Source organism: Agrobacterium sp. 5Ca39 (assembly GCF_055382365.1).
This window is the reverse complement of the sequence record NZ_AP026437.1, coordinates 708,820-721,221: the sequence shown is the minus strand read 5'-3', so window position 1 is coordinate 721,221 and position 12,402 is coordinate 708,820. Positions and strand designations below refer to the sequence as shown.

The following is a 12,402-nucleotide window of genomic DNA, read 5'->3' as shown; positions in this document are numbered from 1 at the left end:
TCGATGCTACCTCGCCTTCGGCGTCGCCAGCACATTCCGGATCGCGAAACTCGAATGAATACGCGAGACCCCCGGCAGCTTCGAGAGTATCTCCTTGTGAATGCGCTCGAAATCCCCCGCACTTTCTGCCTCGCAACGCAGGAAATAATCCGAACCGCCAGTCATGAGATAACATTCGCGGATTTCCGGATATCGCCGCACCGCATTTTCGAAACGGTTGAGAAAATCCTCCGTCTGCCGGTCGAGCGTGATCTGCACGATAACCGAAATGACCTCACCGCCGGCCAGGCCGCTGGTAAGCGCCGTGTAACCGCGGATGATCCCTTCCCGTTCGAGAATATCGACGCGACGCAAGCACGCGGATGGCGAAAGCCCGACCTCTGCAGCAAGCTTTGCGTTGCTGATGCGGGCGTTGAGCCGAAGCAGCCGTATGATATGGCGGTCGGTCGCATCAAGTGACGACATAGAAAATTCCAATCAGCAAAAGAAAATTGCGCGCTTGCCAATTATATCGCATTTCCTTCGAATAATTGCCAAGAAATTCGATAATCGTTGCAATACTCTCATAAGATAAAAATGAGGGTGAACGACCATGGACATGCAGATCAGCCGCCAGCAGGCAGCGGGTGGTGCAAGCGGCCATCTGACCATCGATCTCGGCGCATTGCGCGACAATTATCTGGCACTTGCGGCGATGGCGCCCGCATCCCAGACGGCGGCGGTCGTCAAGGCCGATGCATATGGCCTCGGTGCGGATATGGTCTCGCAAACCCTGTTCGATGCGGGGTGTCGTCATTTCTTCGTCGCTCATATTGACGAGGCGCTGGCGCTTCGGCTGCGTCTTCCCGCCCAGGCGCGGATCTTCGTCCTCAACGGCCTTCAACCCGGCAATGAGACCTCCTGCGCCGCCATGGCGATCACACCGGTTCTCAATTCGCTGGAGCAGATCGCCCAATGGGCGGTCCATGCCAAGACGCTCGGTAGGAAACTTGCAGCCGCCGTGCAGATCGATACCGGCATGTGCCGCCTCGGCCTTTCCCCCGAAGAGCTGGAAACCCTCATTTCCCAGCCGCAACTGCTCGATGGTATCGACATCGCCTTCGTCATGAGCCACCTCGCCTGCGCCGACGAACCGGGCCATGCATGCAATGCGGCACAGCTGTCGGCGATGCGGCAGGCCACGATTGCGCTTCCTGATGTCCCGGTCTGTTTTTCCAACTCCGGAGGTATTTTTCTGGGTCGTGAGTACCACAACCACATGCTGCGCCCCGGCATCGCGCTTTACGGCGGCGCACCCTCTGCCGACCGCCCGAACCCGATGAAGCCGGTCGTTCGCCTCGATCTCGCCGTGATCCAGACCCGCACCGTTCCCGCCGGTTCGCTGGTTGGTTACGGCGGTTCCTTCGAAGCGTCCGGCTCCACGCGTCTGGCGACCATCGCCGCCGGTTATGCAGACGGCCTGCCGCGCTCGCTCAGCAATCGCGGCGCGGCATGGTATGATGGCGTGCGCCTGCCGATTGCGGGGCGCGTTTCGATGGACAGCATCATTCTGGACATATCCGCCCTGCCCGAGGGAACATTGACCCAAGGCAGTTTCGTGCAGATGATCGGCCCCGAGCAAACGCTTGAAGACATCGCGGACGATGCAGGCACGATCGCCTACGAAATCCTGACCGGCTTCGGCCGTCGTTATCGCCGTACCTATATTCAGCCGGACGAAACCCCGGCCTTTGCCTCAACATCAGTCAATCACAAGTGAGACGATCATGAACGTCACTATCCTCGGAGCCGGCGTCGTCGGCGTGACATCCGCCTGGTATCTGGCCAAAGCCGGGCACAAGGTGACGGTGATCGACCGGCAGCCGGCTGCAGCGCTCGAGACCAGCTTTGCCAATGCGGGTGAGGTTTCCCCCGGCTATTCTTCGCCCTGGGCCGCGCCGGGCATTCCGGTCAAGGCCATGAAATGGCTGTTCATGAAACATGCACCGCTGATCATTCGACCGACGGTCGATCCGGCGGCCTGGCGCTGGATGAGCCAGATGCTGCGCAACTGCACCTCGGCGCGTTATGCCATCAACAAGAGCCGCATGGTGCGCGTCGCGGAATATAGCCGCGACTGCCTGATGGCACTGCGGGAAGAGACAGGCATCCAGTATGACCAGCGCATGCAGGGCACGCTGGAGGTATTCCGCACACAAAAGCAGTTTGACGCCATCGGCAAGGACGTGGACGTGCTGACGGCGGGCGGCGTGCCTTTCGAAATTCTCGACCGCGACGGCTGCGCCGCCGTGGAACCCGGCCTCTCGCCATCGAAGGAAAAGATCGTCGGCGGGCTGCGCCTGCCTGGCGACGAGACCGGTGACTGCTACATGTTCACCACCGAGCTTGCCCGCATGGCGGAAGAAGCGGGCGTTACCTTCCTGTACGACACGGGGATCATGCGCCCCATCGTTGAGGCAGGACGCGTCAAGGCGGTGGAGACCACCCGCGGGCTTGTGGAAGCGGATATTTTTGTCGCCGCGCTTGGCAGCTACTCTCCGCAGTTCCTGCGTCAGCTCGGTCTGACCCTGCCGGTCTACCCGGTTAAGGGTTACTCCATCACGGTGCCGATTGTGAAAGAGGAACGGGCACCCGTCTCCACGGTGATGGATGAAACGTTCAAGGTCGCGATCACCCGGCTCGGTTCGCGCATCCGTGCTGGCGGAATGGCGGAAATCGCCGGCTTCAGCAAGGACTTGCCCGCAGCGCGGCAGGCAACGCTCGCCCATTCGGTGGAAGACCTGTTCGGCGGCGCGGGCGATCAGTCGCAGGCGAAATTCTGGTGTGGCCTGCGCCCGATGACGCCGGATGGTACGCCTGTCATCGGTGCCACCCGCTACAGCAACCTTTACCTCAACACCGGCCACGGCACGCTCGGCTGGACAATGTCCTGTGGCTCCGCGCGCGTCCTTGCGGACATGATCAGCGGTGCGACGCCCGAGATCGACACCCACGATCTGGCAATCAGCCGCTACGCGGCATGACCGGCACGCCGCGGTTTCCGCTGATATCGCCCTCGCACGTCGTGTGAGGGCCGATGCACCGATGTCCTAAAGCGCCAGAGCGTCCCTGAGGGCTAGACCTTCCTTGGTACGAAGGTCAAGATCGGCCTCTATATGATTGAGATGTTGCAGCATCAGCGCCCGGGCCCTTGCCGCATCCTTCGCCTCCAGCGCATCCAGAAGATCGGCATGTTCGTTATGACCGCAACTCGATACGCCGGAGCGCCCATAGAGCGCGATGACCAGCGATGAGCGCGCAACCAGTTCATCCATGAATTTTTCCAGGATGGCATTGCCGGCAATTGACGCCAGCATCAGGTGAAAATCACCCGAGGCCTTGATTTCGGCCCGCCGTGCGCTCGGCCCGCGTTCCTGCTGATGCCTGCTCTCCTCCAACAGATGTTCCCGCAGCTTTTTTACCGCCGCAGGCGTGATTTTTTCGATTGCCGCGTCAACGACGCCGGGCTCGATCAGCCGGCGGGACGCAAATACCTGCCGCGCCTCGTCGGGCGTCGGATTAGAAACGAAAGCGCCCCGATTGCGCTCGGCCTTCACGAGGCCCTCATAGGCAAGCATCTGCAGCGCCGCGCGCACCACCGTGCGACTGACATCGAACAACGTTCCCACTTCCGATTCCGACAATTTCGTTCCCGGCGCCAGCCGGCGATCGACAATGGCGTCGCGCAAAGTGTCTCGAATGGCCTGGGCACGATCCTCATGTGATGAATCGGGAGATACGGTTATGTGGGCAAGGCTCATGGGCGCGTCCTGTTTGCTCCCGAGTTTTAGCGCGAAGCGTGGGACGCAGGCAAACGGGAATTGTGGGCGACAGCCGGTCTGCCACAATTCATTCAGCGACCGTTCAGCAGGCGGGCTGTATTTCCTTAACCATCGAATTTGCAACTGGCAGCACCCTGCCACCTGGATGGAAAAACACCATGTCGTCCTTTGCAGCTAAAACCGTTATGGCTATCGCCGTCGCCGCCGCAACCATCGCTCCCTTCAACAGCGCATCCGCCGGTGACTGGGACCGCCACGACCGCCGCGACGCGGCGCTTCTGGGAGGTGTGCTTGGCCTTGCCGCCGGTGTTGCCGTTGGTTCCGCCCTTTCCCGCCCGGCACCGGTGGAGGAGGAACGGGTCTATATCGATCCGGCACCGCGCCGTTATCAGGCCTATGAGCCGAGCTATGTCTATGAAGAGCCGGACTATCGTTACTACCGGCCAGCACCGCAGCCGGTTTATCGCCCGGCGCCGGTCTATCGCGCCCAGCCGGTTTACGACAGCCGCCCCGTCTATAATCAGCGCCAGACCTATCGCACCATCGAGCCGTGGACCAACGCCTGGTACGATTATTGCTCGCAGCGTTACCGCAGCTTCAATTCCCGCACCGGCACCTACACGGATTATGACGGTCAGCGTCATTTCTGCGTAGCAGGCTGAAACGACGGCCCTTGCCGCAATTGCTGCGATTATTGCCAGGCCGCAGACGGAAAAGTCTGCGGCTTTTCAGTGGGGGTCGGAGCAGGACGACGTCGCGCTGTCGCCATAAGTCGTCCTCTGCGCAGTTTCAGGCCGCGCCGTTCTTCACATAGTCCGCCCGGTTGATACCATGGCGTTGCAGCTTGTCGTAAAAAGTCTTGCGGGCGATACCGAGCGTGGCGATGGTTTCCGCAACGTCGCCATTGGATTGCTCCAGTGTCTCGCGGATGATGCGCGCCTCGATCTCGTCCATACGCTCCGGCAAGGTGCCGGAAGCCGGGATTTCCGACTGCAGAACAGATGTGGCCGCCAATTCCGTCTCAAGCCCCAGAACTACCCTCTCGGCAAAATGGCCGAGTTCCCGGACATTGCCAGGCCAATCATGATCGTTGAGACGACGGGAAACCCCGGCGCCGATCTGCGGCACCGGCATGTTGAAGCGGTTGGCTGCCTTGGTGACGAAGTGGGAAAACAGGAGTGGAATATCCGCCCTGCGTTCACGAAGCGGCGGTATCGACAATGTGACGACATTCAGCCGGTAATAAAGGTCCTCACGAAACGCGCCGCGTTCGGCCGGATCGCCAAGGTCAACCTTGGCCGCCGCAACCACGCGGATATCGACAGGTCGCTCCTCGTTTGAACCAAGCGGCGAAACCTCGCGCATTTCCAGCACACGCAGCATTTTCACCTGCACGGCAAGCGGCATGCTTTCGATCTCGTCCAGGAACAACGTGCCACCACTTGAATGTTCGATGCGGCCGACACGTTTTTTCTGTGCCCCGGTAAATGCCCCCGGCTCATGGCCGAAAAGCTCGCTTTCGATCACCGTTTCCGGTAGCGCACCACAATTCAGCGCCACGAAATTGCCCTTGGCGCGCTTCTTGCTCCAGCGATGAAGGGCCGTTGCCACCACTTCCTTGCCGCTGCCCGTTTCGCCGGCCACCAGCACATCGACATCCGTATCGGCAATATGCCTGAGCGTCATGCGCAAGCGCTCCATGGCGGGCGTCTGCCCGATCAGCGGCAGGTCGTCCTCCGCCTGCCCGGCTGCCCGGCGAAGCGCGCGATTTTCCAGCACGAGGCGGCGCTTTTCGAGGGCTCTGCGGGCGCTTTCCACCATCCGTTCGGCGGGAAACGGCTTGGCTATGAAGTCATAGGCGCCGTTGTGGAGCGCATCGACGGCCATGGGTACATCACCATGGCCGGTAATGAGGATGACAGGCAGATCCGCATCGATCTTGCGGACATGGTCGAAAAATTCCAGCCCGGTCATGCCGGGCATGCGCACATCAGTGATAACGACGCCGTCGAAATCTTCACTCAAAGCTGCAAGCGCCTGCTCGGCTCGGGAAAAGGAAGTGACCGGCAGCCCGTCTAGCTCCAGCGTCTGCACCATCGCCTTGCGCAGCTGCGAGTCGTCATCGACCAGAAATATAGTACCATCCGCCGTCATGTCATGCTCGCTTCAGATATACGGAAAAACACGTGCCTGCCTCGCCACTCTTCACCTCAATGCGCCCGCCATAGTCCGAAGCGATATCGTTTGAGATGACAAGGCCAAGGCCGAGACCGCCCTCCTTGGAGGTATTGAAGGGTGAAAAAAGCTGGGCACGGATGGCTTCCGGAATGCCCCCGCCATTGTCGCCAACCGAGATTACAACCGCGTCGCCTTCTTCGCGAACACGCACCTCCACCCGGGCCGTATCAATCGCTTCAGTCGCTTCCAGCGCGTTTTGCAGAAGATTGATGAGGATTTGCTCCAGCCGGATGCGGCTGCCGAGCACTTTCAGATCCTGATCGGGCAAGACAATATCGAGCGCGTCCATCTGACCGGAAAAACGGCTGCGCAGCAGCATCACCGCGCCTTCGATGACGGTTCGAACACTGACAGGTTCAGCGCCGGTTCGGCCCTTGCGCGCGAGTATCTTCAAATCGCTGGTAATCGTGCCGATACGCTCGGTAAGGGCGGCAATGTCCTCAAGATTTTCACTGGCTTCAGCCAGACGTTCACGCTTCAGCAGAGTGCGCGCATTATCGGCAAAGGCGCGGATTGTCGCCACAGGCTGGTTTATCTCATGGGCCACGCCAGCCGCCACCTGCCCAAGAATGGAAAGGCGGTTGGCCTGCACCAGCTCATGCTGGACATTGCGCAACTCCCCGGTGGTCTTTTCGTGCAGGGCGATTTCCGCCTGAAGATGATCGCGCGTCTTCGTCAGATCTCGGGTTCTCTCCTGTACCTTAAGTTCAAGCTCGGCGCGGGCCCTTTGTTCTTCTTCCTTTTCTTTCAGAGCCTTGTGCCTGCGCCACAGCCACAGCGCCGAAAGCGCAATCAGCGGCATGAGCGTCGCCAGCGCCACCGCCCTGCCCTCGCGGATGGCGGCATTCAGAGCGGGTGCGACGGGCTGAAGATAATGCAGGGTCCAGGATGTCGTCGGCACCGGCATTTCCAGCCGAAGATAATCGCCGCGTTCGCGCCCCGGCTCATCAACGTGGATGAGCGGAACACCGTCGCCCAGTGATCGAGCCGTTCGGAAAGGCAGCGTCGCCAGCGCCTCATTGCCGAATTGCAGGCTTTCGGAAATGGTGTTTCGTCGCGCCTCGTCGATGGCCGCGACTGTCTTGAAGCGCCACTCCGGCACGCTCGTCATCAGCACGACACCGTTTCTGTCGACGACATAGACCGGCTTGCCTCCGATATTCCAGTCCGCTTCCAGCCGGTTGAACTCGACCTTGGCAATCACGACGCCAAGCGGCCGGCCATCAGCCGCATCGATCCGGCGGGAGATATAGAGACCTGGCCGGCGACTGACATTGCCGAGCGCATAATGTTCGGACATGCCAGTCTTCATCGCCGCCTGAAAATACTCACGGAAGGCATAGTTGGAACCGACAAAGCTGTCCGCCTGCCGCCAGTTGCTCGACGCGATGGTCAGGCCGGTCGGCCCGGTCACGTAAATAACAGAGGACTGGGTTCCTTCGATAAGCCCTTCAAGCTTTCGATTGAGCCGATCAAGAGCCGAAGAGCCGCCGCCATCGAGAGCGACGGCAAGATCGGGATCGCCGGAAAGAACCAGCGGAATAGCCCGCGGCCGCTCCAGCGCAACATTCAAAAGGGCGATCTTCAGTTCCGCATCGGTGGAGGCCTCGGAACCCGCCGCACGCAGGGCCTGATGGCGGGCAAATTCATCGGCGACAAGCAGCATGCCAAAACCGATAAGCAGCCAAAGCCCCGCGAGCGCCAGCCATTGCGCCCGTCGCTTCGCCTGGGAATGAAGTGAATTCTCTATCTGGCTCATAAGCCAATTGTGCGGATTTACGCACAGACCGCAAGAGTTTTTGTCCGGAATTCCGCACAGTCAACTGCCGCGTCTTCCATCCCTCCAAAAAAGAACTTTTTGAATCAGTCAGTTACGGCAAATAATCAAGTCTGGCATGCGTATTGCACATGACTCCACAATCGGCTCGAAGCCGTCAACGACACGGCGATCCCGGGAGGCCAATCAAGGCAGGGTGAGGCCGAGGAGGAAAAAACATGATCGATACGACAGCCGTGGCCGCGGGCCACGCCAAATTGCCATTCTACAAGCATCTGTATTTTCAGGTTCTGGTGGCCATCATAGCCGGTATCGCACTCGGCCATTTCTATCCGGCCTTCGGTGAAGAACTGAAGCCGCTCGGCGACGGCTTCATCCGCCTCGTCAAGATGATCATCGCGCCCGTCATCTTCCTCACTGTCGCAACCGGCATTGCCGGCATGAACGACATGAAGAAGGTTGGCCGCGTGGCCGGCAAGGCCATGATCTACTTCCTCGTATTCTCCACCCTTGCGCTTATCGTAGGCCTCATCGTCGCCAACACCGTGCAGCCCGGCGCGGGCATGAACATCGATCCGGCAACGCTCGATGCCAAGGCCGTCGCGACCTACGCCGACAAGGCCCATGAGCAGACCATTACCGGCTTCCTGATGAACATCATCCCGACGACCATCGTCGGCGCATTCGCCAGCGGCGATATCCTGCAGGTGCTGTTCTTCTCGGTGCTCTTCGGTATCGCGCTCGGCGTCGTCGGCGAAAAGGGCAAGCCGGTCACCGATTTCATGCACGCCCTGATGTATCCGATTTTCAAGCTGGTCGCGATCCTGATGAAGGCTGCCCCGATCGGTGCTTTCGGCGCCATGGCCTTCACCATCGGCAAATACGGCATCTCGTCCGTCACCAATCTTGCGATGCTGATCGGCACCTTCTACGTCACGTCCTTCCTGTTCGTGTTCGTGGTCCTCGGCGCCGTCTGCCGCTATAACGGCTTCTCCATCGTCGCGCTGATCCGCTACATCAAGGAAGAACTGCTGCTGGTTCTCGGTACCTCGTCTTCCGAGGCCGCCCTGCCGGGCCTGATGAGCAAGATGGAAAAGGCCGGCTGCAAGCGCTCCGTCGTCGGTCTCGTCATTCCCACCGGTTACTCCTTCAATCTTGACGGCACCAACATCTACATGACGCTGGCAGCCCTCTTCATCGCGCAGGCGACCGGCATTCACCTCTCCTTCGGCGAACAGATTCTGCTGCTGCTCGTCGCCATGCTCTCCTCCAAGGGTGCCGCCGGCATTACCGGTGCAGGCTTCATCACGCTCGCGGCCACGCTCTCCGTCGTGCCTTCGGTTCCGGTCGCCGGCATGGCGCTGATCCTCGGCATCGACCGCTTCATGTCGGAATGCCGCGCGCTCACCAACTTCGTCGGCAATGCGGTCGCCACCATCGTCGTCGCCCGCTGGGAAGGCGAACTGGACCAGGACCAGCTTGCCCGCGTGCTCAGCGGCAAGGAAGAATTCACCGGCATCGCCGATGTGGATCAGCTTCCGGCCTCGGTGCAGCCGGCAGAGTAATACGACCTCCCAAGGTCCTGCCTGCCCGGCCTCGTCCGGACAGGCCTCGCATGAAGGCCGGCGCGTCATCTCGATGTGTCGGCCTTTGTCGTTCAAGCAGGTGTCGGAAAACAGTTTTTATCGGACGGGCGATGCTGTAGGCCAGATCAAACAAGAACCGTTGCGATGAATGGAGTGGCCCATATGAGAAACATTTTCCTGGCGTGGCAATTCTGGGCCCTGTTATCGGCGGCATTCGCGGCTCTGACTGCCATTTTCGCCAAGATCGGCATCGAAAACGTCAATTCCGATTTCGCCACTTTCATCCGAACCATCGTTATTGTCGCTGCCGCAGGCCTGATGGTTTATATCACCGGCAACTGGCAGCAGCCTTCCACCATCTCGGGGAAAACCTGGGCCTTTCTCGTGCTCTCCGGTCTGGCAACCGGCGCATCCTGGATATGCTATTTCCGGGCGCTGAAAATTGGCGACGCCGCCCGTGTCGCACCCATCGACAAGCTCAGTGTCGTCTTTGTCGCCATCTTTGCAGTGCTGTTTTTGGGCGAAAGGCTTTCGCTGCCCAACTGGCTCGGCGTCGTGCTGATCGCCTGCGGTGCGGTACTTGTGGCCTACCGGGGATAGGTCGGCCGGATCAACCGGCCGGCACAATTGCCAAAAATTTTCAGCCTCGGGCGGCCGCAACCTTGTCGAGACCGCGCTTCACACCAGCAAACAGCTCATCCAGTTGCTCCGCGGTAATAATCAGCGGCGGACAGAAACAGATGGATTCACCGATTGGCCGGGTTATGACACCCTCCTCCTCAATGGCGGCGGCGAGGGCAAACGTCGTGTCGCCCGGCTTCATGCCTTCCCATGGCTTCACCTCCAGCGCGCCGATGAGGCCGATACCGCGCGAGGAATGAATGAGCGGGTGATCCGCAAGTGCCTTCAGATGATCGAGGAACCGGCCTTCGAGCCGCGCGACATTGCCGACCAGATCGCGTTCCTGAATGATCTTCAGGTTTTCCAGCCCCACAGCCGTTGCGACCGGGTGGCCGGAGGCGGTGTAGCCATGGCCGAACGATCCGATCCGGTCGGACTCATCGGCGATAGGCTGGTAGAAATTGTCATTCATGATGATCGCCGAAAGCGGCATGTAGGACGACGAAATCTGCTTTGAGACCACAAGCACGTCCGGCTTGATACCGTAGGTCTCGCAGGCGAACATCTTGCCCGTGCGGCCAAAACCGCAGATGACCTCGTCGACCACAAGCAGGATGTCATATTTCTTCAGGATCGCCTGTACGCCTTCCCAATAGCCCTCCGGCGGCAAAAGAACGCCACCGGCGCCCATTACCGGCTCGCCCCAGAAGGCGGCGATGGTTTCGGGACCTTCGCGAAGGATCAGATCCTCCAACTCCCCGAGGATACGCGCGGTGAAATCCGCCTCACTTTCGCCCTCCTTCCCGAAATGCACATAGGAGGGGCAGGCCGTATGCAGCATGCGGTCCAGCGGCAGATCGAAACTCTCATGGTTGCGCGGCAAGCCGGTGATCGAGGCCGACGCAATGGTCACGCCATGATAACCCTTGATGCGGCCTATGATCTTTTTCTTTTCCTTCTTGCCCAGTGCATTCGAACGATACCAGACCATCTTGGCGACCAGATCGTTGGCTTCCGAGCCGGAGGAGGTGAAATGAACTTTCGACATCGGCACCGGCGAAAGCTCGATCAGCAGTTCGGCGAGATCGACGGACGGGCTATGCGTCTTGTAGGAGAAGGTGTGGTAATAGGGCAGCTTCTGCATCTGCTTTGTCGCCGCTTCCACCAGCCGCTGTTCACCAAAACCGAGCGCCACCGACCACAGTCCCGCCATCGCCTCGATGTATCGCTTGCCACTGCTGTCGGTGACATAGATGCCCTCGCCGCTTTCAATCACCAGACCACCGGTCTTTTCGAATTTGCGCAGATTGACATTGGGATGCATCTGATAGGCGATATCGCGTGCCTCGACGGAATTCGGCAGGATGGTCATCGATAATGGCTCCGTTTCGGTTGATTGACTGAGGCGTCAGACGTGCTGTCCGCCATTGATGTGGATTTCCGCGCCGTTGATGTAGCTGGACTGTTCCGAGCAGAGAAAAAGGATTGTTTGTGCCACCTCCGCCGTGGTGCCGAGCCGCCCGAGCGGAACCTGGGCATCCACCAGCTCGGCCGTACCCGGAGACAGAATGGCAGTATTGATTTCCCCCGGCGCAATCGCGTTGGCTCGAACGCCCCGCGGACCGAATTCATGCGCCAGTTCGCGCGTCAGTGCGGCGAGTGCCGCCTTCGACGTGGCATAAGCAACACCGGCGAAGGGGTGAACCCGCGAACCGACGATGGAGGTGACATTGACGATCGAGCCTCTCGCCGCCTCCAGCTCCGGCAGGAGCGCGCGGGCGAGCAGCGCTGTTGAGACGAGATTGACATTGAGCACCCGCGTCCAGATATCCGCCGTCGTATCCATCACACCGAGGCGGCTTCCGCCTTCGCCCTTCGGCGAAATTCCGGCATTGTTGACAAGCGCCGCAAGCTTTCCTTCAGGCAGGCGTGAACGCACCTCATCTGCCAGATCTTCTACCCGCGACAGGTCTTCCAGATCGGCCTGGATATGGCTCTCGCGTGCGGAGGGCCAACGGCATTCCTCGGAAAAGGGCTGCCGCGAAACGGTCAGGATCCTCCAGCCCTTTTCCTGAAACAGCTTGACGGTGGCATGCCCAATTCCCCGGCTGGCACCGGTCAGAAGCATGTAAGGAACAGCCATAGAGAACTCCTGTGCCATGCGGATCGTTGAGCCGGCCTCGCATTCAACACGCATGTTAGAGCGCTTCGGCCGGGTGACAAGGGCTTTTTTGTCGCGGTGGGCGAAGTAAGGCCGCTCGCGGGCTAATCCCATTTGATGCGGGGGTTTCACCCGAAGGGAATATTTGAAGCGGATCATTTGCCCATAAAATGAAACCTCCCGAATGTGTGATCTGTA

Annotated in this window: 11 protein-coding genes; 5 read left to right on the top strand and 6 right to left on the bottom strand. The window is 59.9% G+C overall.

Features of this window, described 5'->3' with window-relative positions; translation table 11 throughout:
- Positions 1-6: 6 nt before the first annotated feature.
- Complete coding sequence (locus ACZ47E_RS17070; protein WP_004438693.1) at positions 7-465, bottom strand: Lrp/AsnC family transcriptional regulator; 459 nt, start codon at positions 463-465, stop codon at positions 7-9.
- 127 nt (positions 466-592) lie between these two features.
- On the opposite strand from ACZ47E_RS17070, the gene alr reads away from it, so the two are divergent.
- Entirely contained in the window at positions 593-1,759 is a 1,167-nt protein-coding gene (gene alr, locus ACZ47E_RS17065; protein ID WP_034498210.1) for an alanine racemase, read from the top strand.
- Positions 1,760-1,766: 7 nt separating this feature from the next.
- The gene (locus ACZ47E_RS17060) at positions 1,767-3,023 is read left to right on the top strand and encodes a D-amino acid dehydrogenase (RefSeq protein ID WP_006698552.1); all 1,257 of its coding nucleotides are present in this window, start codon (positions 1,767-1,769) and stop codon (positions 3,021-3,023) included.
- 66 nt (positions 3,024-3,089) lie between these two features.
- On the opposite strand, the gene ACZ47E_RS17055 is transcribed toward ACZ47E_RS17060, so the two are convergent.
- Positions 3,090-3,800 carry a GntR family transcriptional regulator gene (locus ACZ47E_RS17055; protein ID WP_004438680.1) on the bottom strand — a complete coding sequence of 237 codons (711 nt, stop codon included), beginning with the start codon at positions 3,798-3,800 and terminating at the stop codon, positions 3,090-3,092.
- A gap of 179 nt (positions 3,801-3,979) precedes the next feature.
- Between ACZ47E_RS17055 and ACZ47E_RS17050 the strand changes: the two genes are divergently transcribed.
- Positions 3,980-4,483 carry a BA14K family protein gene (locus ACZ47E_RS17050; protein WP_004438678.1) on the top strand — a complete coding sequence of 168 codons (504 nt, stop codon included), beginning with the start codon at positions 3,980-3,982 and terminating at the stop codon, positions 4,481-4,483.
- A gap of 127 nt (positions 4,484-4,610) precedes the next feature.
- Here the strand turns inward: ACZ47E_RS17050 and ACZ47E_RS17045 are convergent, their stop codons facing one another.
- Entirely contained in the window at positions 4,611-5,975 is a 1,365-nt protein-coding gene (locus ACZ47E_RS17045; protein ID WP_034498212.1) for a sigma-54-dependent transcriptional regulator, read from the bottom strand.
- A 1-nt stretch (position 5,976) separates the two neighbouring features.
- The gene (locus ACZ47E_RS17040; protein ID WP_034498214.1) at positions 5,977-7,818 is read right to left on the bottom strand and encodes a sensor histidine kinase; all 1,842 of its coding nucleotides are present in this window, start codon (positions 7,816-7,818) and stop codon (positions 5,977-5,979) included.
- Positions 7,819-8,054: 236 nt separating this feature from the next.
- Between ACZ47E_RS17040 and ACZ47E_RS17035 the strand changes: the two genes are divergently transcribed.
- Positions 8,055-9,401 (top strand): dicarboxylate/amino acid:cation symporter, encoded by a 1,347-nt coding sequence (locus ACZ47E_RS17035; RefSeq protein ID WP_004438672.1) that lies wholly within the window; start codon positions 8,055-8,057, stop codon positions 9,399-9,401.
- A 183-nt stretch (positions 9,402-9,584) separates the two neighbouring features.
- Positions 9,585-10,022 (top strand): EamA family transporter, encoded by a 438-nt coding sequence (locus tag ACZ47E_RS17030; RefSeq protein WP_034498216.1) that lies wholly within the window; start codon positions 9,585-9,587, stop codon positions 10,020-10,022.
- 40 nt (positions 10,023-10,062) lie between these two features.
- On the opposite strand, the gene ACZ47E_RS17025 is transcribed toward ACZ47E_RS17030, so the two are convergent.
- Both ACZ47E_RS17025 and ACZ47E_RS17020 read right to left on the bottom strand, forming a co-directional pair.
- Positions 10,063-11,415, bottom strand: coding sequence for an aspartate aminotransferase family protein (locus ACZ47E_RS17025; protein WP_006698559.1), 1,353 nt, complete (start codon positions 11,413-11,415; stop codon positions 10,063-10,065).
- Between the two features lie 36 nt (positions 11,416-11,451).
- Positions 11,452-12,186 carry an SDR family NAD(P)-dependent oxidoreductase gene (locus ACZ47E_RS17020; protein WP_034498544.1) on the bottom strand — a complete coding sequence of 245 codons (735 nt, stop codon included), beginning with the start codon at positions 12,184-12,186 and terminating at the stop codon, positions 11,452-11,454.
- Positions 12,187-12,402: the final 216 nt, after the last annotated feature.